At 61.8% G+C, this 24,895-nt stretch carries 18 protein-coding genes and 2 tRNA genes; 13 read left to right on the forward strand and 7 right to left on the reverse strand.

Annotated elements, in window-relative coordinates; all coding sequences use genetic code 11:
* Window positions 1-8: 8 nt before the first annotated feature.
* Entirely contained in the window at window positions 9-1,442 is a 1,434-nt protein-coding gene (locus tag GO707_RS05820) for a helix-turn-helix transcriptional regulator (RefSeq protein ID WP_157012485.1), read from the reverse strand.
* A gap of 235 nt (window positions 1,443-1,677) precedes the next feature.
* Between GO707_RS05820 and GO707_RS05825 the strand changes: the two genes are divergently transcribed.
* The 9 genes from GO707_RS05825 to GO707_RS05865 all read left to right on the forward strand — a co-directional run bounded on the left by GO707_RS05825 (window position 1,678) and on the right by GO707_RS05865 (window position 13,534).
* Window positions 1,678-3,297 (forward strand): molybdopterin-dependent oxidoreductase, encoded by a 1,620-nt coding sequence (locus tag GO707_RS05825; protein WP_157012486.1) that lies wholly within the window; start codon window positions 1,678-1,680, stop codon window positions 3,295-3,297.
* A gap of 14 nt (window positions 3,298-3,311) precedes the next feature.
* Window positions 3,312-3,800: a hypothetical protein gene (locus GO707_RS05830; protein WP_157012487.1), complete on the forward strand. Its 489-nt coding sequence runs from the start codon at window positions 3,312-3,314 to the stop codon at window positions 3,798-3,800.
* 123 nt (window positions 3,801-3,923) lie between these two features.
* Window positions 3,924-4,535, forward strand: coding sequence for a molybdopterin-binding protein (locus GO707_RS05835; protein WP_157012488.1), 612 nt, complete (start codon window positions 3,924-3,926; stop codon window positions 4,533-4,535).
* Window positions 4,536-4,619: 84 nt separating this feature from the next.
* Window positions 4,620-6,029 (forward strand): isochorismate synthase, encoded by a 1,410-nt coding sequence (locus GO707_RS05840; protein WP_232325629.1) that lies wholly within the window; start codon window positions 4,620-4,622, stop codon window positions 6,027-6,029.
* 75 nt (window positions 6,030-6,104) lie between these two features.
* Window positions 6,105-8,327 (forward strand): 2-succinyl-5-enolpyruvyl-6-hydroxy-3-cyclohexene-1-carboxylate synthase, encoded by a 2,223-nt coding sequence (menD, locus tag GO707_RS05845; protein ID WP_157012489.1) that lies wholly within the window; start codon window positions 6,105-6,107, stop codon window positions 8,325-8,327.
* Window positions 8,328-8,389: 62 nt separating this feature from the next.
* On the forward strand, window positions 8,390-9,355 hold the full coding sequence (locus GO707_RS05850; RefSeq protein WP_157012490.1) for an alpha/beta fold hydrolase: 966 nt from the start codon (window positions 8,390-8,392) through the stop codon (window positions 9,353-9,355).
* A 320-nt stretch (window positions 9,356-9,675) separates the two neighbouring features.
* Window positions 9,676-10,029, forward strand: coding sequence for a hypothetical protein (locus GO707_RS05855; protein ID WP_157012491.1), 354 nt, complete (start codon window positions 9,676-9,678; stop codon window positions 10,027-10,029).
* A 99-nt stretch (window positions 10,030-10,128) separates the two neighbouring features.
* The gene (locus tag GO707_RS05860) at window positions 10,129-11,709 is read left to right on the forward strand and encodes a sodium:solute symporter family protein (protein WP_157012492.1); all 1,581 of its coding nucleotides are present in this window, start codon (window positions 10,129-10,131) and stop codon (window positions 11,707-11,709) included.
* Between the two features lie 175 nt (window positions 11,710-11,884).
* A complete protein-coding gene (locus GO707_RS05865; RefSeq protein ID WP_157012493.1) occupies window positions 11,885-13,534 on the forward strand; it encodes a Na+/H+ antiporter NhaC family protein in 1,650 nt (549 codons plus the stop codon).
* Window positions 13,535-13,635: 101 nt separating this feature from the next.
* Here GO707_RS05865 and GO707_RS05870 read toward each other — a convergent pair whose 3' ends face one another.
* The gene (locus tag GO707_RS05870; protein ID WP_157012494.1) at window positions 13,636-15,072 is read right to left on the reverse strand and encodes a helix-turn-helix transcriptional regulator; all 1,437 of its coding nucleotides are present in this window, start codon (window positions 15,070-15,072) and stop codon (window positions 13,636-13,638) included.
* Between the two features lie 241 nt (window positions 15,073-15,313).
* Between GO707_RS05870 and GO707_RS05875 the strand changes: the two genes are divergently transcribed.
* Complete coding sequence (locus tag GO707_RS05875; protein ID WP_157012516.1) at window positions 15,314-16,981, forward strand: FAD-binding protein; 1,668 nt, start codon at window positions 15,314-15,316, stop codon at window positions 16,979-16,981.
* A 220-nt stretch (window positions 16,982-17,201) separates the two neighbouring features.
* On the opposite strand, the gene GO707_RS05880 is transcribed toward GO707_RS05875, so the two are convergent.
* Window positions 17,202-17,687, reverse strand: a complete 486-nt coding sequence (locus GO707_RS05880) for an Rrf2 family transcriptional regulator (protein WP_335878763.1) — start codon at window positions 17,685-17,687, stop codon at window positions 17,202-17,204.
* 392 nt (window positions 17,688-18,079) lie between these two features.
* Between GO707_RS05880 and GO707_RS05885 the strand changes: the two genes are divergently transcribed.
* The gene (locus GO707_RS05885) at window positions 18,080-19,018 is read left to right on the forward strand and encodes a restriction endonuclease (protein WP_157012495.1); all 939 of its coding nucleotides are present in this window, start codon (window positions 18,080-18,082) and stop codon (window positions 19,016-19,018) included.
* 23 nt (window positions 19,019-19,041) lie between these two features.
* On the opposite strand, the gene GO707_RS05890 is transcribed toward GO707_RS05885, so the two are convergent.
* The 3 genes from GO707_RS05890 to GO707_RS05900 form a co-directional block, all read right to left on the reverse strand.
* Window positions 19,042-20,403, reverse strand: a complete 1,362-nt coding sequence (locus GO707_RS05890; RefSeq protein WP_232325631.1) for an NRAMP family divalent metal transporter — start codon at window positions 20,401-20,403, stop codon at window positions 19,042-19,044.
* Between the two features lie 9 nt (window positions 20,404-20,412).
* Window positions 20,413-21,780 (reverse strand): magnesium transporter, encoded by a 1,368-nt coding sequence (locus tag GO707_RS05895; RefSeq protein WP_114540102.1) that lies wholly within the window; start codon window positions 21,778-21,780, stop codon window positions 20,413-20,415.
* A 268-nt stretch (window positions 21,781-22,048) separates the two neighbouring features.
* Window positions 22,049-22,125 (reverse strand) — tRNA-Arg (locus GO707_RS05900).
* A gap of 188 nt (window positions 22,126-22,313) precedes the next feature.
* Between GO707_RS05900 and GO707_RS05905 the strand changes: the two genes are divergently transcribed.
* Window positions 22,314-23,741, forward strand: coding sequence for a citrate synthase (locus tag GO707_RS05905; protein ID WP_232325633.1), 1,428 nt, complete (start codon window positions 22,314-22,316; stop codon window positions 23,739-23,741).
* 370 nt (window positions 23,742-24,111) lie between these two features.
* Here the strand turns inward: GO707_RS05905 and GO707_RS05910 are convergent.
* A tRNA-Ser gene (locus tag GO707_RS05910) sits at window positions 24,112-24,199 on the reverse strand.
* A gap of 134 nt (window positions 24,200-24,333) precedes the next feature.
* Here GO707_RS05910 and tadA point away from each other — a divergent pair.
* A complete protein-coding gene (gene tadA / locus GO707_RS05915) occupies window positions 24,334-24,873 on the forward strand; it encodes a tRNA adenosine(34) deaminase TadA (RefSeq protein WP_157012496.1) in 540 nt (179 codons plus the stop codon).
* Window positions 24,874-24,895 lie beyond the last annotated feature (22 nt).

Raw genomic sequence — 24,895 nt, forward strand, 5'->3', positions numbered from 1 at the left:
GAACCTCCCTATACCTCGCGCAGGCGGCGGAGCAGCTCCTGCTGGTTGTGGACGTCCATCTTGCGATGGATGCGCGCGATGTGGGTGCGGGCCGTGTTGAGGGCGATGACCTCGCTCTCGGCGATGGCGGCAGCGCTCTGCCCTTGGGCAAGAAAGAGCAGTATCTCGGCCTCGCGTTTCGTGAGGCCGAATGTTTTTGCGGCCTGGGCGCAGCGGTCGGCGGTCTCCTTGTCCTCGAACCGCTTGGGGCTGAGCTTTTTCTCAAGGCCCCACACGAGCTCGGCGCGTCGATCGTCGCCGACCCAGAACGTTCCGGCTACCAGCAGCGCGAAGGCGATGACCGACAGCACGTTGTAGAACAGAGGGCTCAGGGGGAGGGCCGTCTTCAGCGTATCGCCCGTAACAACGCCGCCGATGACGAAGGGCACGGCAAGCAGCGCGGCCGTAAGGGCGGTGCGTGTGAAGCTGCCGCCGATCTTTCGGGCCACAACCAGTGTGGCGAGCAAGTAGAAGGCCAGGTAGGTATCCATGGCGCATTGGGCGAAGCCGATGGAGACGAAGGTGAATCCGCTCAGAGCGAAGGACAGCAGCAGAAAGCTCAGCATGGTCAGCGGGAAAATGCAGGCGCGGACCTTCGGCCAGAGCCGCTCGACGTTTTCGGGGCGCACGAACACGAGGTAGAAGACGAGGCTCGCTGCTATGGAGCCGAGGTAGCAGGGAAGAAGCTTGTCGTGGCCCATGGGGATTACCCCGCTGGCCAGGGCGTGGGTCAGCCCGAAGACAAACCAGTAGGCGCCGGTGTGCAGCAGCAACGCCGGGGGAAGGGCGCGCCGTGGGACGTTCTGGGGCTCGGGAGCGGCTTCCCGCGCGTTCGCGGCGCCCGATCCTGCCCGCAGACAGACGAAGGCGCCGACGAGCAGGCCGAGGTGCAAGGCAAAACGCAGGCCCAAGAAGGGCATTGCCAGGGCGAGGGCCCACACAGCGCATTCCAAAAACCCGTACAACCCGATGCCGCCGGCGATGAGGAGGGCCGCGTGCGCCAGGGGGAGCGCCGTGAGAGCGCGCATCATGAAGAAGAGCACGACGAAGAAGGACGCGCTCAAAAGCAGCTGTGCGCCGACGATGCCCGCGGGAGCCTGCACGTTCACGGCACCGTAGAACGCGAGGCCCAGAGCGCCTTGGGCCAAGGCCGTTCCAAAAAGCCAGCGCCGCTCGTGCGCGCGCCACGACGAGCGGAGGCCCGCGATGAGCGCACAGGCAATGAAGGCCCCTCCGTAGGAGGCCACGCAGCTCTCCACTTGGTTGAGATAGCCGGGTAAGAACAGGAACCCCTCGTCGTGGTACAGGTTCTCCCACGCCAAGTAGGCGCCCAGGGCGCAGGCGAGGAGCAAGGTGCGCCCTCGCGGATGCTCGCGTGCCATCTCGCGTGTCTCCCGACCCATGACTCTCCCTTCCCTCGATTTCCCGATTATAGCGAAGGGGTGCGTCCCGATGGCGCCGCCTAGGCGTGCCGAGGGGCCCGTTTAGGGGAAATACTCAACAAATGAGTACGTTTTCATAGTGTTTACCTGCGCTTTGCTGCACCGATGATGACGCTCAGATCTATGCAATTTGGGAGACTTCCCACCAGATGCGAGGGCGTGCAAGACCCTCGCCCGGTAGGAGAAGGAGGATAGTATGAAAAGAGTATTCAGCCGGAAAACGGAGGGCGGAGGTGTGCGCTTCGGCCGAAAGCACGCGCTCGTGGCCGCAGTGTGCCTGACCGCTCTGGTGCTGTGCCTGGCGGCCTGTGCGCCGACAGCGGCCCCCCAGGAGGGAGGTGCGGGCTCGACGCCTGTGGCCGAGACGGGAGAGGAGGCCGATGAGAGCCAGTCGTTCTCCACGGCGGCGGACTTCACCGAGCATTCGACCGGCCTGTACCCGGACATCCAGCGCAATGCCGAGTTCCAGAACTCCGGCAACCGCGGCTGCGCCGCGTGCCACGACGACCTGTTCACCTTGGACAAGAACAACGGCAGCTTCGTGCATATCACGAACCAGGTGGGCATGAAGAAGGGCACCTACAACGGCGACTGCGTGGTCTGCCACTTCTCGAAGGCGGGCACGGCGGGCAATATCATGTCCGAGAACATCCACGTGCGCCACTACGGCAGCACCGAGTTCGTGAACGCCAACGGCAACTGCTGGAGCTGTCATGTGACCGATACCGATGATGACGGCAACATCGTCATGAAGCTGTTTGAGGACATCCAGTACGATGCCCGCTACGGCGGCTACCCCAACGAGGACGAGGTGGATATCGACTGGTTGAGCCGCCACGGCTGGGACGAGGGTACGTTCAGCGGCGTGGTGCGCCTGGCCGAGCCCAACGTCTCCTTCGAGGTGGATCAGAACGCCAGCGCCGAGGAGGCCGAGTTCAACATCTTGAACTTCGAGCGCATCGACGGCAACGACACCTACGACGCGCTGGAGAAGTCCGTGGCCGATGGCAGCTATCGGCTGAAGGTGACCGGCGTCGGCAAGTCCGGCGAGTACACCATCGACGACTTGAAGGCCATGCCCCAGACCGAGTTCACCGCGGCGCAGATGTGCCTGGTGGCCGGCTACAACACCGCCATGCTGGACAACATGCCCATGAAGGGCGTGCGCCTGGCCGACTTCATCGAGGCCGTGGGCGGCGTGGATGCGGGCGTCAACACCATTACCCCCGTTGCCTGCGACGGCTGGACGGCCATCTTCCCCGGCGGCTCTACCGACCTGCAGGCCTATCTGGACAACGACGCGGTCATCGTGCTCGAGGCCTACGGCCACGATCTGTCCATCTATCAGGGCGGCCCGGTCAAGATCTTCGTGCCCGGCACCGGCGGCACGGCCACCGTGCGCAACCTGGTGGGCCTCGACTTCAGCCAGACCGACAATCCGCCGAGCTACAGCGACGTCGCCGCCGGGCTGCTGGAGGTGAACAAGACCATCAACCTCGACACCTCCTGGTTCGACAACGACGGCGTGCAGGGCAAGGTCGGCGAGCCGCTCGTCATGGAAGGCGCCGCGTGGGGCTGGACGTTCGGCGACGACTTCAAGTACGAGGTGGACAAGATCCTCATCTCCTTCGACTACGGCAAGAACTGGGTGGAGGTCGATTCCCCCGACGAGTTCGACCCCTATCAGTGGACCCACTTCACCATGACGTGGACGCCGGAGAAGGCCGGCACCTACGTGGTGAAGGCCAAGGCCGTGAGCAAGGACGGCGTCGAGCAGGGCAAGGACGCCAACATCATCGTTCAGGTGAGCGAATAGGGAAGGAGAGCATCGTGACGACGACGAAGACTATCGGCGCGGCGGCCGGCAGCTTGATTCTGCTGAGCTCGGCGGCGCTGGCGGCGGCTCCTGCCGTCATGGGCATCACGGCCGATGCGGCGCCGACGAGTGCGGTCGAGCAGGCTGCGGAGCAGACGGTGGCCGAGACCGCCGGCATACAGCAGGTGGAGGGCCAGTTCAGCTACGACCAAGGTGTGACGACCTCCACCGAGGCCATCGCCTCGGTGTTCGCCAAAGCCGCTGCCACATTGTGCGCCGCGCCGGGGGAGAGCGCCCCGGCTGCGGCGGCGGGGCCCATCGAGGTGACGGCAGAGGGTGCCTGTCTCATTCAGGCCACGGTGGGCGATCTGGCCGCCGACGAAGGGGCCGACTCCTACACCATCGGCTGCTCCTGCGCCACGAACGGCCCGGGCGGCGGCGCCATCGCCAACGCTGAGGTGTCGGGCGTGTCTTTGGCCACGCTTGCGGCCCTCGCGGCCTAACCCTGAAAGCCCGCGTCCCTCCCCGGCGCCGGCTTCATAGAAGCGCGACTCTGCCAGCCTCCCGGCGGGGTCGCGCTCATGTACAATGGGGACAGCAAGCAACGTGAGGGCAAGGCGGAAGTCATGGAGCAGTCAACCGAGAAGCAGGGCATCGACCCGAAGGCGGCCGAGGGCTGCAATACCGTCACGTTCACCGCAACGGATGGAGCGGTGGTGTCGTTTCCGCTGGACTTCCTCATCGAGCGCGGCGCCATCATCGCCGACAAGATCAACGGCGAGAACATCGCCGATGTGATGGGATGCTCCAACCAGCTGTGGATTCCCGGCTTCCCGGCCAAGTACTTCATTCGCGATATAGCGAAGATCGATTTCACCTGCGAGGACGAAGTGCCCCCGCTGCCCGATTTCACCGACGACGGGCACGACTACACCAACCGCCCCAACGTCTCCTGCAAGGCGGAGTACGTGGGGCGCGTGGGCGAGACCATGATCTTCGAGGGCTGGGCCGACGATTTCGACAAGCGCATCGTGGCGGTGGAGTTCTCGCTCGACGACGGTACCACGTGGACGCGCCACGAGACGGCGGGCACCGATGCGGTGCGCTGGGTATGGTGGATGTTCGAGTGGACGCCGCAGGAAGAGGGCATGTTTTCCATGAAGGTGCGCTCGGTCAACGAGGACGGCAAAGTGAGTCCCATTCCCGCTGTCCATAACTTCCAGATTATGGAGTGGTAGAATCTCGCCAGGGACAGGATAGCTGCGCCGCGCCGCGGTTGACGACGCTTTCATGAGGCGAGACAGGGCAAACGAGATACCACTATGACGCGAATCTATACGAGCAACACTCCGATCGAAGCCGATTTGGTGGATGCGTTCTGCGCGTTGCAGAAGGGCTTTACCGACCAGTTCGTGTATTACGACAAAGCCCGCGCCTGCCGCTACATGGGCCTCGGCCGCTGCATTGCGCTGCCGAGTTTGCGCGAGGTGGAATACGAGAGCGGCGAGGGCGGCCCGCTGCATGTGGTGGCGGCCGCAGAAGGCTGTGCCTCGGCCTTCAGGGGCGACGCGAGCGGGGTGGCGGCCGCGGGGGAGGGCCTGGGCGATGGCCGCGACGTTGCCTTTGGGGCCGCGGGGGCCGGCCGGGCCGAAGCCGCGGTTGGCGACGCTGCCGTCGAGCAGCCGCCGGTGTTCTTCTCGTTCAACCGCTTCGACGCCACCAATCCCGCGCCGGCCGACGAGTTGATGGCCTCCTTCCCGCGGCTGCGGTTCATGCTGCCGGAAATCGTGCTCATCGAGAACGAACGCGGGCGGTTTCTCCAGGTAAACTCGCTCGGTCCGGTGTATCCCGGTCGCGTGGCTCGCTTCACGCGCATGGTGGCCGCTGCACCGCCCCGCCAACGCGCGGTCATTCCATTTTCCCTCGAGCCAGATTCTCGCGAGGCTTGGGACGAGGCCATGGGTGCGGCGCTTGCGGCCATTGGGGAGGGCCGGGTGTCGAAGGTGGTGCTCTCGCGTCGGTTGCGCCTTGTGGCTGAGCATCCTTTCTCGTCGAAGGATCTGCTCGTGAACCTCATCGATGGCGACGCCCGGGGCACGGTGCTGCTGTACCGCTACGCCGACGTGTTCTTCTGCGGCTGCACGCCGGAGCTGCTCGTGCGCAAACGCGGCGATGCTGTGGCGTCGATGTGCCTTGCGGGAACGTGCCCGACGGGGGCCACCTCGGCGGAATCGGATGCGCTGGCGGAGGCGCTCATGGCTGACGGGAAGAACCGCGCCGAGCACGATTATGTGGTGCAGCTCATCCGCAGCGTGCTCGACCGTGTCTGCTACGACGTGGATGTGCCCGCAGTGCCCGAGATCATGCGACTTGCCCATGTGCAGCACCTGTACACGCCGGCCCGCGCCCGTGTGCTCGCCGGCGTCACCCTGACCGACCTGATGGAAGACCTGCATCCCACGCCTGCCGTGGCCGGCACGCCGGTGGGCGAGGCGAAGATGCTGCTGCGGGCCATCGAGCCTTACAGCCGCGGCTTCTACGCGGGAGCCTGCGGCTTTGTGGACGGTGCCGGCGACGGCGAGTTCTCCGTGGCCTTGCGCGCGGGGGTCTTCGACGGCGAGATGGGCTATGTCTACGGCGGTTGTGGCATCGTGGCGAGCAGCGACGCCGACGCCGAATATGCGGAGATCGACCTGAAGCTGCGCACCATCCTTTCCGCTTTCGGCGCGTAGCCTCTTGTCGCGCGGCTCTCCGGGGGCGTTTCGTGCGCTATCATGGACGGACGAAATTCGCGAAAGGAAGTGGCGATGGCCATAACGACGACTCATCAGCAGGATACCGCGCTGTTCGTGGCGACGTTTTTCGACGAGATGGTGCGCTGGGGCGTGCGCGAGGTGGTGGTGAGCCCCGGCTCGCGGTCGACGGCCTTGGCTATGGCGGCCTACGAGTTAGAACAGCGCAGACCTTGCGACCTGCGGGTTTACGTGGATATCGACGAGCGCGGGGCTGCTTTTCTCGGCCTGGGTCTTGCGAAGGCGAGCGGTCGCCCCGTGGCGCTCGTGTGCACCTCGGGCACGGCCTTGGCGAACTACTACCCGGCGGTTATCGAGGCGGAAACGTCCCGGGTGCCGCTCATCGTTCTGTCTGGCGACCGGCCCCCGCAGCTGCAGGGCCTCGGCGCGCCGCAGACCACCGATCAGCTGAAGGCCTATGGCAGTCACGTGCGCTCCTTCCGCGCCATGCCCACGCCGCGCGGACGCGACCGCGACATCGCCTTTGCCCGCCAGGCGGCTCGCGAGGCGGTGCTCGCCGCGCTTGGCCCGACGGCTACGCTGGCTCCCTACCGAGAGCCGGCGCCGGTGAAGGAGGGGTTGCGCGAGCCCGTGGCGACCGGCGTGCATGAAGGGACGGATTCTGCGGTCGCGGCGGCTTCCCTCGGCAAGCATGCTGCTGTTTCAGCTGGCTCCGGGGCCGCCGCGCTGCCGAAGGACCCTGCTGCCACCATCGCGCTGCCGATGGATCCTGCTGCTACCGTCGCGATGCCGGCGAATTCTGCGATCGATGACGCTCCCGCCGATGCTCCTGCGTGGGATACTGCTGGCGACTTTGCGGCCGCAGCCGTTGAAGAGGCCGATTCTTTCCAGCCTGTCTTCTACAACGAGGCCGGCGACATCGTGAACTACGATCCAAACCTGCAGGTGGCTTCCCGCGCCTGCATGCACCTGGCCGGCCCCGTGCACGTGAACTTCCCCTTCGATGCCCCGCTCAAGCCCGATTTCGCCGGCGCCGATTTGCAGGCCATGCAGCGCGCCGCCCACGACTGCTTCGCTCTGGGCGCTCGCAACGCCAGTATCGCCGCGAAGGACGGCACCCTTCTCGATTTGGGGCCGCTCGTTGGCCCTGCCGGCACATTGCCCCCCTCGAGTATCGAGGCCATCGAGCGCTTGCTGTGGAAGCGCCCCTCTTTGGTGCTCGCCGGCGAGGGCTCCTGCGAGACCGTGGCGGAAGCCGAGGAGATTCTCGCTTGGGCCCGCAAGCTGTCGCTGCCGGTGCTTGCCGATCCGCTGTCGGGTCTGCGCTCCATCGACGACCCGCTCATCATCGACAACTACGACAACCTCTGCGCCCGCGCCGACTGCCCCGTGCCCGAGGTGGTCATCCGCTTCGGCCGCTATCCTGTCTCGAAGAGCGCAACCGCCCTGCTTGAGAGGACGCGCCCCGTCTCCCTGGCCGTCGACATCGCTGAGACCCGCGACTTCAACGCGACCACAGACGTGTTCGTGGGCACGACGCCCCTCGGGTTCGTGCGCAGCGGATGGCGCGCCGAGGGCCGCAAGGCTCAGCACCGCTTCGCTGATACCTGGGTCGCCCTCAACGACGAGGCGCGCCTGCGCATTCTCGCCGTGGAATGGGACGGCGTGGCCACCCACGATTCCGAGGCCACGGAAGGCGCCTACGTGCGCTCGCTTCTCGAGCTGGCGCCGGAAGGCTCGTGCCTCTTTTCGGCGAATTCCATGAGCATCCGTGCCGTGGACACCTTCTATGTAAAGGACGGAAAGCCCCTGGCTGTGATGGCCAATCGTGGACAGAACGGCATCGATGGCGTGGTTTCCACGGCGGTAGGCGCGGCGCAGCACTTCGCCCAGACGACGTTTCTCACCGGCGACTTCACGCTGCTGCACGACCTTTCCGGTTTGGCGCTCCAGCGCGAGATGTTGCTCCAGCGCCGCGGACCCGCAGGGACGCCGTCGCTGGTCATCGTTCTTCTGAACAACAACGGCGGCGCCATTTTCGACATGCTGCCCCAGGCCTCCGCCGACCCGTACTTCGAGCGGCTGTTCCTCGCGCCCCAGGACGTGCGCTTCACCGAAGCCGCCGCCGCCTTCGGCATCCCCTCGGCCAGCGTGCACACGGTCGGCGCCTTCCGCAGCGCCTACGAGCAGTTTCTCGGCACGCCGGGCATAAGCCTCATCGAGGTCGCCCTGCCCCTGCGCGGCGTCCGCGATCGCTACGCCCCCTATCAGCGATAACGCTTGTGGGTTCGGGTGAGTTGCGCGATGGCGGGACGATTACGGAGGGACGCGGTGGAACCGTGGTGAGATCTGCCGGTGAAGGGATGGCCCCCTGCATCCTTCTGCACGGGTTCGCTCAAACGCCTGCGTCGTGGGATGCGGTAGCGCAGCGGCTGCAGGCGGCCGGTCACCGCACCTGTGCACCCGATTTGTACGAGTGCAAGGGCGACCTCAATCTGTCAAGCGTTGAGGAGGTTTTGGAAGGTACGGAGGCGGGGGAAGACGGGGAGGGCGCGGAAGGCGACGCGAATGCCAAAAACGTCTCTGGGGCGGTGCGCGACCCGCTGACCTCCCTCGATGCGGCGTGTGATCGGGTGGCGGCCATCGTGCGTTTGGTCGCGCAGGTCGATGCCGCGCCCGTGCTCGTTGGCTATTCCATGGGCGGCCGCATCGCCGCTGAAACCGTGGTGCGCTATCCCAATCTGCCGCTGGCCGGGCTTGTTTTAGAAAGCGCGGGGCTCGGGCCTGCCGACGAAGCCGCTCGGGCCGCCTTAGCCGAGCGCAATGGCGCCTGGGCTCAGCGGCTTCGCGATGAGGGCGTTGCGGCCTTCATGGACTGGTGGGAGACGCTGCCGTTGTTCGCCAGCCAGCGTGCGCTTCCCGCGGAAGCGCGCGCCGCCATTCGAGCCGAGCGCACCTCCCGCGATGCAGAGCCTTTGACCCGCTCTCTGGAAGCCTGGGGTGCTCACCATCAAGCTGCCGAAACGGTTACGCTTGGCGTCCTTGCCGACCTGGCCAACCGCGGCGTTTCGGTGCTCTACGTTGCCGGCGTCCTTGATGAGAAGTACTCCGCGGTAGCCGCCCGCGTCCGCGCTGCCGGCCTTCCCACAGAGCTCGTCCCCGATGCTGGCCACAACGCGCACCTCGAAGCCTCTTCCAATTTTGCGGGAATCGTTGAAGGCGTTCTCGCTGAAGATGTTCTTGATGGAGATGCCTTGGCGCGAAATGTGGCTTCAAAATCACGAAAGATCGGATACGGGGCCTAAAAGAGACCTTCCCGCGGCCTTTTTGGCTTAGAAATCACGAAAGATCGGGCGAAGAGCGCCAAAAAGGCCTCTCAGTAATACAAAAGCGCTCGTTTTCCCAGGTGGCGTATTACAAAAAAGTCTCTACTACTCCGATCGCGCCGATTTTTCGTGATTTTCAAGCCAAAAAGGAACTCGAAGTCGCGAAAGGGACTTAATGTCATCACGGCTTCCTGATATCTTCTAAGCCATGGCCGCGACAGTCGTGGCTGCAGCACCTTCTCGCCGGCTTTTCCAAATTATGACTCACAAACACACTTTATTATGCTAAAGTGTCGGCCATGATTTTCGTTCAGGGACATAAAGGTGGCATGGATGCGGCGGCGCTCGCTGTGGCAAGCCAGCACATCGCCCAGCAGTCGTGTGCCCGCGAGGCCGCGGCTATCTTCGGTGTTCGCGCGATGACTCGGGGGGCCGGAGCGGTTGCGCTGACCTGCCGCGATGCGGTGGCCTGCGCCCTCATGAGCGCGCATAAGGCTGCCCAGTGTTGCACCGACGCGGTCGAGCGTGCGCTGGCCAGTGCGCACAAGGCGGCTCAGTGTATCGCCGAGGCGGCCCGCGCTGTTGCCAGCCAGCATGAAGCCCAGCAGTCCCTGCGCGAGGTCTCCCCACAATTTGAGTTCCGATACCAATAGCACACGGGTTTTCGCCCGTGGCTATTTTTTTGTAGCCCCGGGCGAAAAGTCGTGTGCGCCATCGGACGTATCCGCACACTGGAAGGAAAGAAGAGGGAAATGATCGCGAAAGTTCTTTTGGTAATCGCCTTCGTGGCCGTGGCCGTGGCGGTGGGCATCTACTGCCGTCGGCACACGGGCACCGTGGATGGCTTCATCCTGGGCGGCCGCAACGTCGGTCCGTGGATGAGCGCCTTCGCCTATGGCACGAGCTATTTCTCGGCCGTGGTGTTCGTCGGCTATGCGGGCCAGTTCGGCTTCAAGTACGGCATCTCGGCCACCTGGGCCGGCATCGGCAACGCTATCATTGGCTCGCTGCTTGCCTGGTGGGTCTTGGGCCCCCGCACCCGCGAGATGACCCATCGCCTGCAGGCCTCCACCATGCCGGAGTTCTTCGGCAAGCGCTATAACTCCCGGGCGCTGCGCATTGCGGCGGCGGCCATCATCTTCGTGTTCCTCATCCCGTATACCGCCAGCGTCTACAATGGCCTGTCGCGCCTGTTCGGCATGGCCTTCGCGCTGCCCTACGACGTATGCGTCATCGGCATGGCGGTGGTCACCTGCATCTATGTGGTGCTTGGCGGGTATATGGCCACGGTCATGAACGACTTCATTCAGGGCATTGTCATGCTGCTCGGCATCATCGCCGTCATCGTGGCGGTCATCTTGAACAACGGCGGCTTCTCCGAGGCCATCATCTCGCTGTCGCAGATCCCCGCCGAGGGTTCGGCCATGCAAGGCCCCTTCGTCAGCTTCTTCGGGCCCGATTTGTTCAACCTGCTCGGCGTTGTCATCCTCACGTCGCTGGGCACCTGGGGCCTGCCGCAGATGGTGCAGAAGTTCTACGCCATCAAGACCGGCCCGGCCATCAAGCAGGGTGCCATCATCTCCACCATCTTCGCCTTCGTGGTGGCCGGCGGCTCCTATTTCCTCGGCGGCTTCGGTCGCCTCTACGAGGGCCAGATCGAGTACGCCGCCAACGGCACGCCCATCTACGACTCCATCATCCCGACGATGCTGTCCACCTTGCCCGACGTGCTCATCGGCCTGGTGATTGTGCTCGTGCTGTCGGCCTCCATGTCGACGCTCTCGTCGCTGGTGCTCACGTCATCTTCTACGCTGACCATCGACTTTATCAACGGCAATATCATCAAGAACATGTCCGAGAAGAAGCAGCTCATCTGGATGCGTGGGTTGCTCGTGGTGTTCATCGCCATCTCCGCGCTCATCGCGTTGTTCCAGTATCATTCCTCGGTGGTGTTCATCGCCCAGCTCATGGGCTACTCCTGGGGTGCGCTCGCCGGCTCGTTCCTCGGCCCCTTCCTGTGGGGCTTGTACTCCGGCCGTATCTCGAAGGCGAGCGTGTGGTGCTCGTTTGCCGTGGGCGTGGGGCTGACGGCCGTGAACATGGGCCTGGCCCTGTCCGGTGGCACGCCGCTTATCGCGAGCCCCATCAACTGCGGCGCTCTGTGCATGATCCTTTCGCTCGTGATTGTGCCGGTGGTGAGCCTGTTTACGCCAGCGGTGCCTTTCCAGATTAAGCCGCCGACTCCGGAAAGCGCCATCGACCGCGAATACGACCGCGAACTCGCCCAAGAGGAGCTAGAAAGCGCCACCGCAAGCGCCGCCGCCGACGTGTAAGTGCGGAAAGCCACAACTGAAGACGAGAAACCTGGAAAGTCCCGCGTGATCGCGGGACTTTTCTCTGACCAACTCGGATATACTTAACGAGTTCTGTCACCAGAAGGCCGGGGGCAGGGCACCGATGCCGATCGCTTGCGGTGTCATGCCCTCGGCCTCTTGAGGAAGGAAGGTCATGGAAGGGTTCGAACTCATTGCCACGGGCCTGTGGTCCATTGTGCCGCCGATTCTGGCACTGGTCCTGGCGCTCATCACCAAGGAGGTGTATTCGTCGCTGACCATCGGTGTGTTCACGGGCATGATCATCTACCAGTTCACGTTGAACGGCGCCGGTGGCGAGCAGCTTATCGCCTCGTTCACCATGGTGCCCCAAATGATGGCCGAGCAGATAGCCGGCAACGGGGCGCTGTTGTTATTCCTTGCGCTTTTAGGGGCGCTCACCGTGGTCATTGCCACGGCCGGCGGCTCCCGCGCCTATGCGGAATGGGTCACCACCCATGTGAAGAACGCCCGCGCCGCTTCAATTCTCACGGCGCTGCTTGGCATCATCATTTTCGTGGACGACTACTTCAACTGCCTCACCGTGGGTGCCGTCATGCGCCCGGTGACGGACAAGTTCCGCGTCAGCCACGAGAAGCTCGCTTGGATTATCGACTCCACGGCGGCCCCGGTCTGCATCATCGCACCGGTGTCCTCCTGGGCGGTGGCCGTGGGCGGCTATATGGGCGAGGACGGCTTCAACACTTTCGTGGCCTCCATCCCCTACAACTTCTACGCGCTGCTGACCATCTTCTTCGTGTTTTTCATGCTGTTCCTCCAGAAGGATTTCGGTCCCATGGCCGCGGCTCAGGCCGATGCCGAGGGGCGCATTCCGGCTGAGGGCTCGGCGCTGGAGGCGATGTCCCTCGCTCGTATCGCCGACAAGGCCCAGGTCGATTTGGAAGGCGCGCCGAACATCCCCACGGTGGTGACCGAGGAGGGCGACATCGACGACGCCGCCGCCGGGGCCATTGAGGAGTACAAGGGCCTGAACATCTCCGAGCGCGGTACCATCTGGGATCTTATCGTGCCCATTTTGGTGCTCATCGTGTTCTCCATTCTGGGCATGATGTACATGGGCGGCTTCTTCAGCGGCGTCGACTTCGCCACGGCTGTGGGCGAGAACCCGGTCATGGGCCTGTGCATCGGCGCGGTGGTGGCCCTGTGCGTGGCGGCTGCCATGTTCCTGCCGCGCAAGCTCATGAACCTGGGCGGTTTCGTGGAGGCCATGTCGGAAGGCGTGCGCTCCATGATCGGCGCTATCATGATCCTCGTGCTGGCCTGGTCGCTCGGCGGGTGCTGCCGCTACCTCTTGGGCACCGGCGAGTTCGTATCCGGCTTCCTGAACGGCCTGGGCGTGGGGCTCGACCTTCTGCCGGCCATCATCTTCCTGGTGGCGGCGTTCATCGGTTTCGCCATGGGTACGAGCTGGGGCACCATCGCGCTCATTCTGCCCATCATTATCGGCGTGTTCGCAGCCGACGATCCGCTGTTCCTCGTGGCTGTGGGCGCGGCGCTGGCCGGCGCAGTGTACGGCGACCACATCTCGCCCATCTCGGATACCACCATCCTGTCCTCGGCGGGCGCGAAGTGCAACCATCTGCGCCACGTGGCCACGCAGATTCCCTACGCGACGCTGGTTATGATCGTGTGCTTCGTGGGCTACATTATCGCCGGCATCACCAAGACGCCGTGGATCTCGCTCGCGCTCGGCGTGGTGCTCATCGTGGCAGCCGTGCTCGTGCTGGTGAAGATGGAGGCGGGGAAGGCTGCTGCGGAGCAGTAAGATCTCGGCGCCTAGAAAAAGGTTGTTCGATCGTCATAGAACGCCGCGATCTAGAGTGGTGTATCGCAGAAGGTCGCAGCCCTCATGGGCTGCGACCTTTTCTATTTAATTACGCTTTTGTCGATGGTCCGTGACACGAGTTCGATGAGTTCATCCTGAGAGCTAACTCGAAGCTTGTCGTATATATGCCTGATGTGGGTTTTGACTGTTCCGTTTGCAAGGTAGAGTGTCTTGGCTATGTAGGGACCGCTGTAGCCGTTGGCCAAAAGCGCAAGAACGTCGCACTCGCGAGCTGTCAGTTGTTGGAAATATGCTGAAAGCTTCTTTTTTTCGTTCATATCGGAAACAATCGGCTCATCTGCGCTCGCTGTCGGCTGGTAGTTGAGGATATGTCGAATTAACGCGCCGGCAGAGAAAAACACCAATATGGATGTTGCCGATACAACAAGGAGGGGTATTAACTCAAAGGGGATGGCGACAGAAGTCGGGTAGCTAAATGCGGCAACGGCGATATAGAACGGTATGATTTGTGCAGCGTACTCGTAGTAGGCAAACGTCGAGGGCCTTATCGCGGTCATCTTCAAATATAGAGGAAGCTGGAAGAGGTTCTGCGTTGACCACACAATCTCCGCCATCAGCGCACCAAGAGACACCAGACCTAATGGACTATTGTCAAAGAAGCTCACAATGATGAAGCAAATGGAAAAGATCGGAGTTACAACGACAAAATAAAGGCTGCTCCTCGATTCACGGCCAAGCGTTAACACGCCCCCCAGAAGCAAGAGCGTAGTCAGCAAAGCGACAACGATGAGCAGAGGTGATTCAGAGGCGCCTGCGGGAGCGAGGGTAGATAGGCATAAAGTGAATCCCAGTGCTGCTCCATAAAGAACGCGGGCGCCAAAATAGAGGACGCGGGTACGAGGTACTGATTCTTTTATCACATCGTTTCTGCTTAAGGATTGACTCTTGATAGCTTCATCAAGCAGCTCGGCATTTTTCTGTATACCTACGAAGCCAAAGTTGATGACGGCGCTCGCCATCGCCGCAAACAGCATGAGAGTGAGTGCCGCATGGGCGCTCATTAGATTTGAAAAGAGAAACAGGGCGACGGAGGAGAGTACGGCTCCTGATGTGTACCAAGCGACATCCGTTGCCCGCTTCAGCGAGAAGTGGAAATTCCATTGGATATTGATAAACAAAGTCGCTAATCTGCCACACACGCCGATAGCCACTCCAAGTACGGCTGCTGCGTCACTTCCTGACTTTTCAATCCAAAATTGCCAAAGGAGAAGCAGACACCACAAGCTACAGAGAAGAAGGCTGAGAAGTGCAAAAATGCGTCTTGCAGGTCCACCCGCTAGAAGGGGGACAGCTAACACGAAGAGAATTGCAACTAAGGCGCAAAATGCGAAAGAAGGGTATTGAAAGTACTCATACCCAGTAATCTCGGTAATTCTCCCCGACAAAGACATGAGCAAAACGTAGAGTGCGCAAGCTTTTCCCGTAATAACGGCCGCTGCAGTACCCCAGCATTTCATAGGTGCCCCTCCTTAGGTCCTTTGGTCGCATATTATCAGAAAAGTATGCTTAGACAGGTAATTTACCCCTTTAGGGTAGAGGAAATTGCGCCTTGGAGGGGGAGCAAAATATCCGTTTACGGTCGATGCGATTAAACGTCAAGGGCGAGAGAATCTTGTTCGTCAGCACATGAAGCATTGGCTGGCATCGAGAGAACGCGTCGCCCACGACGGGCAACGGAACTAAAGGAGGACGGCAATTATGAAGAGCATGAGCAGACGAGGGTTTCTGGCGGGTGCCGGTATGATGGCAGCGGCGGCGGGATTGGCCGGCTGCGCTCCTCAGAGCCCAGAAGCATCAAGTAATGAAGGGCTGGCAGAAACCGGTACCACGAATCAGGACGCTCGTTGGAGCTGGTCTGTGGTGCCGGAGCCTCCCTCTGCAGACGAAATTTCCGAAGAGGTCGATTGCGAGATTCTCGTAATCGGTCTGGGTTCTGCGGGCGTGCCTGCCACCGTGTATGCTGCCGCCATGGGAGCCGATGTGGTAGCCGTTACCGCCAGCGCTACACCCGAGGGAGAAGGTGCCTACATCGGCGCCTACAATTCCAAGTATAACGAGCAGTATGGCATCAAGTACGATCCCGCGGAACTCCGCTCCGAGTACGCTTACTGGGGATTCGGCTCTAACAACGGCGATGTTACGGGAACTATCTGGGATCGCTCCGGCAATGCCGTGGACTGGTTCGCAGAGTATTGCAACGATGTCTGGAAGTTCGAGTGCGGACCCGACAGCGTCATCAATGAAGGTATTCACATTCGCGATACGGCAACGCATATGGTTTACGTGTTCCCGGATCCCGATGAGGAGCAGGCGCAGGAGCGCGTGTACAACGGCTTCCCCAAGTTCCTCCAGGCAGCTTGCGATAAGGCTGAAACAAAAGGTGCTCGTATCTTCTACTCTACGCCCGCTCGTCAGCTTATTCGCGAGGACGGCGGCAGGGTAACAGGAGCGTATGCACAGAAAGAGGACGGAACGTACTTAAAGGTGAACGCCTCGCTCGGTATCGTTCTCGCTACGGGCGATTTTCACCAAAATGATGAAATGCTCGAGGCTTGGCTGCCTCTCATGCGCGGCGATTTGCAAACGCGCAATCCTTACGGTACGGCTCAGGGCGACGGTCAGAAGATGGCTTGGTGGGTTGGAGCAGCGCAAGACAGCGGCCCCTTTAATATCGGTCTGTGCTGGCCGCACGACTTCACTTTTGCGCAGAATTCGCCTTCCCGTTGGGGCTCGCTGCCTTGGCTTCGCGTGAATATCGCGGGCTATCGCTATACGAATGAAACCATCGGATCGCACGAGTGGTACTCGACGAGCCCCATGTGCATGATCGACGTGAAGCAGCCTGGTCATACTGGTTATCAAATTTGCGATAGCAAATTTGGCAAAATGCTCAAAGATGACGAGAGCGAGATTGCCATTTTCAACGACTGTGTCGAGCGCGGTGTTATCTGGCAGGCGGACACTATTGAAGAGCTCGCAGAGAAGGTTGGGTTCACCGACCCGGAGCGACTTGTCGAGACTGTGAAGCGCTATAACGAGGTATGCGCTAGCGGGTCCGACACAGACTTTGGCGTACCTTCGGAGTATCTGGCTTACTCGAGCGTTGTGGAGCCTCCCTTCTACTGCATGCATCGCGAAGTACTGAAGCAGTGGACCGACGGTGGCGTGAACACCAATCGCTACGGTCAGGTCCTCGATGCAGAGTGCGAACCCATTGAGGGTCTGTATGCTGCTGGCAATATCCGATCGGGCCTTTGCGGTACCCATTATCTTTGGAAGTCGTTTGGCTCTAACAAGTTGAATGCAACAACGGGTGGCATGCTTTGCGTAAAGCATATGCTTGGCACTTGGGATGAGGAGTTCTAAGTTCTAGCATTCGAAGCCCTCCTCTTTAGCCGCCGCAACGCATCCCTCCCACGTTGCGGCGGTTTGCTATTGCGGGGATTAATGCTCTGCCATCGTTTGGTGCAGCGATATTATGACTGGCAATCAAGCAAGAAAGAAGTTAAAGCTAGATTGTCGGGCAATGTGAAAAAGCCCCTGAACAGGGGCTTTTTCTGTGGGTGATTACGGAAGCGGCGCGGTCCTAGGCCGCGGCAGCAGCTTCGGCGAGCAGGCGCTGGCTCTCGGCGATAAGGCGTCCGGCCAGAAATTCCTTGCCCATGGACTCATCCTGGGACGCGTCCAGCAGCATTTGCAGCGTGATGCTGTCGAAATAGGCGTCGTAGCCGGTGAGAACCAGATCGTACGCTTGCTTGATGCCCTGCACCATGGACGCGTCGGCGCGACCCTTGCGGCGGGCGCGTGTGGTGTCCTTGGCGTCGTCGTCCAGCGCGTTTACCACTTGCAAAAGCGTGATCTTCGAGGGCTCCTTGGCCAGGCGGTAGCCGCCGTGCTTGCCCGGGCGCGCCTCGATGATGCCGGCGTTGCGCAGCAGCTGCGCGAGCTGGATGAGATAGTCGCGGGGGATGGACATGTCCTGGGCGATATCCTTCGACGAGCAGGTTTGGCCCTGCGCGGCCAGATACAAAACGGCACGCAGTCCATAATCGGTTGATGCTTTGAGTTGCACTGCAGCCTCCTAACGGGTCGACACCTCGGGGCTTGCAGCGTGCGCCGCATCGACGGCCGCATCCGACGAACCGCCGGTGCGCGTCACCCCCAGGTGTGCCGGAAAGCGGTCTTCTTGCCTTCCGACACTTGCAGTTTAGCCATGGGCGGCGCGTTAATACAAGGGTTGTACCAAACGATGAGCGCACCGATTCGCATACGTTGCCGCCACGTTAAATTCGCCGCCGATTTCGCAGGTGAAAGGGCATCAGGATTGGATTCATAGGGCGTTGGACGAGAAAACTAGGTAGCGTAAAACTTAAGTAGGGTTTGAGCGTCTCATGTTTTTCTTAAAATGTGGTGGTATGGTGGGTGCGGGCTAGACGGAGAGAGTTTAAATGAGGAGGATCGCTGGTGATTGACCCCGTAACTAACGCACTTACTCCGGAGGCGAAATTTTTATTATTCGCACTCTTCATGGCGATCTTGGTTCTGGTCGCCGTGATCGTACTAGTGGCAATTATAAGAGGACTCCCTAGGAGAAAATTTAACAAAGAGTACGGCATTGATCTGTCGCGTCAAATAAAAGTTAAGCACCGCAAGCAGGCTTTAGGGGGTGACGGTCTCTTTACTCTCGGATGGCCTGTATGGGCAAGTGCCAAGAAAGATGGCACTCGGGATAGGCGTGTGAAGGGAAACTCAATCATATGGATTTCGAGCGTTCTCGATATTGATGGATGGCATCTTGAGGGGAAAGACCCTTTTGTATTCTACTGGGTGGTCAATAAGTTGCGCGCCCAAGGGAATAGGATCCGACTGTGCTCTGAGGAGGCAGATAAACGGCAGTGGCTTCTAGCCGAAGCCGCATCACAAGCGAAGAGCGATTCGATTGATGAAATAATCGCTCGCTTCGAAAGCCGACCATCTGAATTTGAAGCATACTGCGCGGATATCTTTGCCGCCTTAGGCTGGGAGGCCGAAGTTACTCCCCCTGTTCGTGACGGAGGGTTTGATCTTCGTCTGAGAGACACCCAAGGCCAAACGATTATCGCAGAGTGTAAATGCTATGCTCCGGCAAATAGAGTGGGGCGTCCCGTAATTCAGAAACTGCATGGGGCAAATGCAATTGAGGGGGCGGACAGGATGATGGTGATTACAACATCAACATTTTCCTCTGATGCGGTTCTCTATGCTAATCAGGTTGACATAGAACTGTTCGATGGAGATCGTCTGTTTGAATTGCAAGAGATGGCATGGGGATCCTATAGCGATGCGAAGCCTGTAACGGAATATGACTGTCGCCTGACCACCGCCGAACTCAAAGAATATTGTCCAGAAGATATGTTTTATTAGGCGAAGTAAAATGCTTTGCCAAGCTAGGCGAGCCCCATCACCTGCATGACGAGCAGCACCGCGGTCAGCGCCGCCACCACACCGACGGTGGCCCACAGAAGCACCTTCGACACGCGCCCGCTTCGGTAGTCGCCCATGATGTACTTGTCCGCCGAGATGATGGCCATGAGTGCCAGCAGAATGGGCAGAATCACGCCATTGACGAACTGGGCCGTCAGCATCATGCCCAAAAGGTTCACGTCGGGAATGAGCACCACGATGGCCGAGAACGCGATCACGAAGGTGAAGATGGACTTGAACGTGGGGGCCTCGCGCCATTTGAAGGACACGCCCGCTTCCCAGCCGAAGGCCTCGCAGATGACAAATGCGGTCGTCAGCGGCAGCACGCAGGCGGCCAGAAACGACGCCGCGATGAGCCCCACGGCGAAGAGCGCCTCGGCGTAGGGGCCGGCGAAGGGGGCGAGCGCCGCAGCGGCATCGGCCGCCGAGTCAATGGTGATGCCGGCGGGGAAGAGCACCGCACCTGTGGTCACGATGATGAACCAGGCCACCACGCAGGCGGCGATGGTGCCGGAGACGGCGTCGGCCTTCTGCGAGAAAAGGTCTTTGGGCGTGAGGCCCTTCTCTACCACGTTGCTCTGTGAGAAGAACATCATCCAAGGCGCGATAGTGGTGCCGATCATGGCGATGACGAGCGAGATGAAGCTCACATCGCCGACAAAGGTGGGCACTACGGTGTCATGCAGCGCCTCGCCCCAGTTCGGTTGCGCGAGGAACGCCGCCACCACATAGGTGAGAAACACCAGCGACAGCCCGAGGAACACCCGCTGCACGCGCTTGTAGGAGCCGCCCACCACGAGCAGCCACACGCCGAGGGCCGCCACGGGCACCGAAATGTACTTCGACACGCCGAACATCTCCATGCCCGAGGCGATGCCGGCGAACTCGGAGAACGTCGTGGCCACGTTGCCCACCAGAAGCGCCAGCATGGCGAAGGCGGCGATGCGGATGCCGAAGCGCTCGCGGATGAGCGCGGCGAAGCCCTTGCCCGTGACGGCGCCCATGCGGCCGGCCGTGGTCTCCACGACGGCGAGCAGCACGCACATGATGGGGATGACCCACAGGGTGCCGAAGCCGAAGTTCGCACCGGCCGTGGAATAGGTGGAGATGCCGCCGGCGTCGTTGCCGGCCATGGCGGTCACGATGCCGGGGCCCATGGCCGCCAGCACCAGCAGTAGCTTCGACGGCTTTTTCGTCGCGGCGGGGCCGATCTGCTCGCCGGCGGGAATGCCCGTATCGGCGACCTCCTCGGCTGCCTGGTGCCGCGCGCTCTCTTCGGCGCCCAGGCGCCCGGCGGCCGTTGTGCGCATGTCCTTCGCGTTCATGGCAGCCTCCTAGTAGTGCAGGCCGCCGAGATGCAGCGAGCCCGCCAGTTGCAGCAAAATCAGCGAGTAAAGGAACAGGCCCATGAGAGACGCGACGGTAATGCCGGCAATCGACAGCACATTCATCTTCGTCTTGTCGCCCGCCACATCGTCCTCGATGGCGTCCCAGGCGTCGTCGGTGGTGACGATGCCGAGCAGGGTGCCGTGCTCGTCCACCACGGGCATGGCCGGGATGTCGTACTTGAAGATGTCGGCGGCCACGTCCTCCTCTTCCTCGGAGGGAAGGCAGCTGATGATGTCGTCGTACATGATGTCGCCCATGAGGCGGTCGGCGTTATACAGAACGAGCGTGCGCAGGGAGTTCACGCCGAGCAGCTTGCCGTACTCATCGGTGATGTACACGTAGTGCACCGTCGGATGATCCTCGGGCAGCGCGCGCAGCACTTCGATGGTGTCAGCCACGGTGGCCGTCTTCGGCACGGAGACGAACTGGGTGGTCATCATGCCGCCGGCGGTGCCGTCCTTGTAACCGAGCAGGCGGCGGATTTCCGCGGCGTCTTCCACGCCCATGAGGCGGAGCAGCGTCTCGGCCTTCTCGTAGGGAAGGTCGCGCACGATGTCGGCGGCGTCGTCGGGGTCCATGTTGCCGATGAGCTCGGCGGCCCGGGCGTCGGGCAAGTCGTCGATGAACTCGGCTTGGTACTCGTCTTCCATCTCGGAGATGGCCTCGGTGGCGCGGCTGTCGTCCAGGTGCGCGAACACGCTGGCGCGCTGCTGGGGGTCCAGCTGCTCCAGGATGTCGGCTACGTCGGCGGGGTGCAGCTCGTCCAAGCGGCGGTGGGTCACCGACAGCTGCACTTCGGACAGGTCGCGGTCGAGCAGATCCATGTAGTTCCAGGCGATGAGCTGCTCGTCCACCTTCTTGTGGAAGAGCTTCGCCACGTTCACGACGGCCTTTTCCAGCAGCGGATGCAGCCCGCGCAGGATGCCGCGCACGCCCACCTCGGCACCGAGCAGGCGCAACTGCGTGCCGGACTGTGAGAGCTTCAGGTCGTTCACGCGCACGACCTTAAGGCCCTGGGTGTCGACGATCTGGCGGTCCATAAGGTCGCGGGCCAGCAGCACCTCGTCGGGCTGCAGGTAGCTGAAGCGGATGTCGTGGGCGTCCACCGACAGCGTGATGCCGTCGTCGTCGAAGGTGTCGACGTACTTGCGCCACGAGATCATGAACGGCACGCGCCCGGGCCCCTGGAAGGCCAGGCTCGTGATGCGCGGAAAGACCTCGCCGGTGGAAATGGCCAGGTCGGATATGGTGCCGAGTCGCTCGCCTTGGGCGTCGACTACGGGCTCGCCGATCATTTGAGAGAGATAGAGCATGTGCGTTCCTCCGTGCGGTGGGCATCAGCGCATCGGAATGGGACGGCGTGCGCGAGTCGCTGACTCTGCGAGATTAAGCGCGGTGACGCCCAGGGCGATGGATGATGCTCAGCAGTCGTCCCTTCCGACGACCGCGCGGAGGCGAGAAGCCGGAAGTCTACATACTGTGAGGTTTCGATTTTCGAACCTTCAAGTACGTTCCTTTCCTTGGCCTGACAAAAAAAGAACCGCTCGAGGCGGCTTCTATTCTGTTCTGAACGATCTAAAATGGTGCGCCGTGAGGGATTCGAACCCCCGACGTACTGATTCGTAGTCAGTCCCTCTATCCAGCTGAGGTAACGGCGCACTTCCGAACAGCAACGACTATTTAACCATGACCCCAAAGCCTTGTCAACGAGAATTTTCAACTTTTTTGAAAATGCGCCGTTCGCCGCGCGGGGCGGCGGTCGCCGAAGCCCCCGCGCGCCCCGCCTTGTGCAGGCGTTAGAATAGTCCGATACCCGTGTAGCGACCATTTTCCGGGAGGGTGCCCCATGGCCATGGAAATAGATGAAGCCGTCATCCGCGTGGACAACCATGCCGAAATCGACGAGGTCGAGCCTATCGAGATCAGCGACGACGAGGCCCGTCGCGTGCGCCTGTACGAGAACTTCTACCAGGTGAACTCCATCGACCCGGCGCTGTACGCCGCCCACGACGTGAAGCGCGGCCTGCGCAACGCCGACGGTACCGGCGTGCTGGCGGGCATGACCAACATCTCCAACGTTCACGGCTATGTGATGTCCGACGGCGAGAAGATGCCGGCCGAAGGCTCGTTGCGCCTGCGCGGCTACGACCTTTACGACCTTCTGGGCGATTTGGATCCGACGCGCCGCTTCGCTTTCGAAGAGGTGGCCTATCTGCTGCTCATGGGAGAGCTGCCGACGCAGGAGCGCCTCAACCGGTTCGTGGAAGTGATCGATTCCCAGCGCGAGCTGCCCGACGGATTCACGGCCAGCACGCTTATGGTGGACACCTCGCCCGATCTCATGAACATGATGGCTCGTTCCATCCTGCGCCTGTACGCGGCCGACGAGTCCGCCGAGGACCGCTCTCCCGAGCACGAGATTCACACAGCGCTCTCGCTCATCAGCCGCCTGCCGCGCATCATGGTGCTGGCCTACTACGCCAAGCAGGCCGCCTTCAACCACGAATCCATGATCATGCACCGCTTCGTGCCCGGACAGTCCACGGCCGAGACCATCTTATCCATGCTGCGCCCCGACCGCTCGTTCGCACCGGAAGAGGCCCGCATGCTCGACATCATGCTGTGCCTGCACGCCGAGCACGGCGGCGGCAACAACTCGTCGTTCACGACCCATGTGCTCTCCTCGGCGGACACCGACCCTTATTCCACCTATGCGGCGGCCTTCGGCTCGCTGAAGGGCCATCGCCACGGCGGCGCGAACCATCAGGTGCGCGCCATGCAGGCGGAGATCAAGGAAAATGTGAAGAACTGGGAAGACGACGACGAAGTGGCCTCCTACCTGGCGAAGATCGTGAACAAGCAGGCCTACGACGGCACGGGGCTCGTCTACGGCATGGGGCACGCGGTGTACACTTTGAGTGACCCGCGCGCCGTCATCGGCAAGCGCTTCGCCGAGCAGCTGGCCGCCGGCACGGAATACGAGGCTGAGCTGAACCTGCTGAAATCCATCGAGCGTTTGACGCCCGAGGTCTTCGCCCGCGAGAAGGGCTCCACCAAGGAGCTGTGCGCGAACGTGGACATGTACTCGGGCTTCATCTACTCCATGATGGGCATCCCCGAGGATCTGTTCACGCCGCTCTTCGCCTGCGCTCGCATGGCCGGCTGGGCAGCGCACCGCTTCGAGGAAATCGCCGCCGGCAAGCGCATCATCCGCCCCGCCTACAAAAACACCATCCGCGGCACCAAGCCCTACGTCCCGATCGAGCGGCGGTAGGGATCGGAGCCGGCAAGGCTGGTATACCCGGTGACAGAACGCCCGGTTTTGCGCCGGTCGAGCGGCGATGGGGGTCGGACACGGCAGCACTGCTAGCCTGGTGACAAAACATCCCTGTTTCGTGCGCGTTTTTGGATTTATATAGGCATCGGTCTTCCGTTTCGTAGCGCGCGCCAACTCGTCACGCAAAGCATGATGGGTCTGACCAGGCAAAATGCAAATGTGGCATTCCCGCACCTCCTGACTAGGATCTTAGCAGGCTTTCTGAATGTCTATATAAGTCCATAAATGTGCACAGGAGGGTCTTGTTTTGTCACCGACAAGGGTCGAGATTTGAAAAAGGCCCGAGCGAGTCGGGCCTTGGAGGTTCTGGCGGAGGCGGTAGGATTTGAACCCACGGTACCTTTCGGCACGACAGTTTTCAAGACTGCTTCCTTAAGCCACTCGGACACGCCTCCGCATCATCGGGCTGTCGCCGCTGTGCGGCGAACGCGACGCACAGGATACCACATTCCGCTGCGATTATGGGGAATCGCCTGCTTTGCCGCGTCGCGCGGCGGTTGTTTGCGCGGCACCGCTTATAATTCCCTCCATGAACGAACATCGCACACTGGAAGAGCAGCAGGCGCTGGACGCGCAGTATATGGCGCTGGCCTTGGAAGAGGCGCGGGCTGCGGGCGCGGCGGGGGAGGTGCCCATCGGGGCCGTCGTGGTGTACGAGCCCATCGACCGCGGCACGCGCCGGCCGATGGCCGAGCCGCGCGTCATCGCTCGGGGCCGCAACCGCCGCGAGGCCGATCGCGACCCGGCCGGGCACGCGGAATTCCTCGCCATGAAAGAGGCGGCCCGCGTATTGGACGCCTGGCGTCTAACCGATTGCACCGTCTACGTCACGCTGGAACCCTGCATCATGTGCGCCGGTCTCATGCACCAGGCGCGCATTGCCCGCTGCGTGTACGGTGCGCCCGACCAGAAGGCGGGTGCGGTGGGCACGCTGTACGACATTCACGCCGATGGGCGCCTGAACCACCAGTTCGAAGTGACCGGTGGCGTGCGGGAGGAAGAGTGCGTGGCCCTGCTGCGCGACTTCTTCCGCGCCCGGCGCAAGAAGCCGATGTCAAATCTTGGATGAGGCGTGGCCGGTCTCGCCTACG

Origin of the sequence: Adlercreutzia rubneri, assembly GCF_009755265.1 — a bacterium.
In the GTDB taxonomy this organism is placed as follows: domain Bacteria; phylum Actinomycetota; class Coriobacteriia; order Coriobacteriales; family Eggerthellaceae; genus Adlercreutzia; species Adlercreutzia rubneri.

Excerpts from the sequence above, each read along its gene's own strand:
- GO707_RS05870 (WP_157012494.1), bottom strand. The coding sequence starts at position 15,072 with ATGAAATGCTGGGGTACTGCAGCGGCCGTTATTACGGGAAAAGCTTGC.
- GO707_RS05840 (WP_232325629.1), top strand. The coding sequence starts at position 4,620 with ATGACGCGAATCTATACGAGCAACACTCCGATCGAAGCCGATTTGGTG.
- GO707_RS05895 (WP_114540102.1), bottom strand. The coding sequence starts at position 21,780 with ATGCTCTATCTCTCTCAAATGATCGGCGAGCCCGTAGTCGACGCCCAA.
- GO707_RS05875 (WP_157012516.1), top strand. The coding sequence starts at position 15,314 with ATGAAGAGCATGAGCAGACGAGGGTTTCTGGCGGGTGCCGGTATGATG.
- menD (WP_157012489.1), top strand. The coding sequence starts at position 6,105 with ATGGCCATAACGACGACTCATCAGCAGGATACCGCGCTGTTCGTGGCG.
- tadA (WP_157012496.1), top strand. The coding sequence starts at position 24,334 with ATGAACGAACATCGCACACTGGAAGAGCAGCAGGCGCTGGACGCGCAG.
- GO707_RS05890 (WP_232325631.1), bottom strand. The coding sequence starts at position 20,403 with ATGAACGCGAAGGACATGCGCACAACGGCCGCCGGGCGCCTGGGCGCC.
- GO707_RS05835 (WP_157012488.1), top strand. The coding sequence starts at position 3,924 with ATGGAGCAGTCAACCGAGAAGCAGGGCATCGACCCGAAGGCGGCCGAG.
- GO707_RS05825 (WP_157012486.1), top strand. The coding sequence starts at position 1,678 with ATGAAAAGAGTATTCAGCCGGAAAACGGAGGGCGGAGGTGTGCGCTTC.
- GO707_RS05865 (WP_157012493.1), top strand. The coding sequence starts at position 11,885 with ATGGAAGGGTTCGAACTCATTGCCACGGGCCTGTGGTCCATTGTGCCG.
- GO707_RS05820 (WP_157012485.1), bottom strand. The coding sequence starts at position 1,442 with ATGGGTCGGGAGACACGCGAGATGGCACGCGAGCATCCGCGAGGGCGC.
- GO707_RS05855 (WP_157012491.1), top strand. The coding sequence starts at position 9,676 with ATGATTTTCGTTCAGGGACATAAAGGTGGCATGGATGCGGCGGCGCTC.
- GO707_RS05860 (WP_157012492.1), top strand. The coding sequence starts at position 10,129 with ATGATCGCGAAAGTTCTTTTGGTAATCGCCTTCGTGGCCGTGGCCGTG.
- GO707_RS05905 (WP_232325633.1), top strand. The coding sequence starts at position 22,314 with ATGGCCATGGAAATAGATGAAGCCGTCATCCGCGTGGACAACCATGCC.